Source organism: Aeromonas sp. QDB68 (genome assembly GCF_027707405.1).
GTDB classification, from domain to species: Bacteria; Pseudomonadota; Gammaproteobacteria; order Enterobacterales; family Aeromonadaceae; genus Aeromonas; species Aeromonas caviae.
The window spans coordinates 1-557 of sequence record NZ_JAPCIQ010000254.1 but is presented as its reverse complement, the minus strand read 5'-3'; the positions used below and the strand labels follow the sequence as shown (position 1 = coordinate 557).

Here is a 557-nt window from a genome sequence, read left to right as displayed (position 1 = left end):
CGACAACGGATATTCAAAGCATGATCAGCGCTCTACAAGAGCGAGCGCAATCCGCTGTTACAGTCATGGAGCAAAGTAGTCGGCAAGCGCACACGAGTGTAGCTCACGCAGAGGAAGCAGCTACAGCTCTTGATGGAATTGGCCAACGCGTTAACGAAATTACCGACATGAACGCGCAAATAGCGACTGCGGTCGAGCAGCAGGGAGCAGTAAGTGAAGACATAAACCGCAGTATTATCAATATACGCGATGCTGCTGATACCAATGTACAGACCGGGCAGAATAATTTGCAAAGTGCGAAATCTGTCGCTCAGTTAACTAGCGCTCTGAGCGAACTGGCAAAACAGTTTTGGGAAAAACGAGGATAACGCTTTTCAGTATCTCGACAGGGATAACTTACTTTACCATCGGTTATCCCTTTTAGCCGCACAAATTTTAGCCATGGCTTTTCAGGAAGTCAGGGCTATCAGAATGGCCTTAGAAAGCCTAGTCAAAGAGCTGTCACGAGAACACCGTTAGCTTAGCGTACGATTTTTTCCGAATTCTGCGGTTCCCCC

The 557-nt window shown here is 47.8% G+C and carries 1 protein-coding gene; it reads left to right on the top strand.

Going from position 1 to position 557, the window contains the following annotated elements; translation table 11 throughout:
* A partial coding sequence (locus tag PG892_RS22515; RefSeq protein ID WP_244056538.1) for a methyl-accepting chemotaxis protein occupies positions 1–368 on the top strand: 368 nt, incomplete at its 5' end.
* Positions 369–557 lie beyond the last annotated feature (189 nt).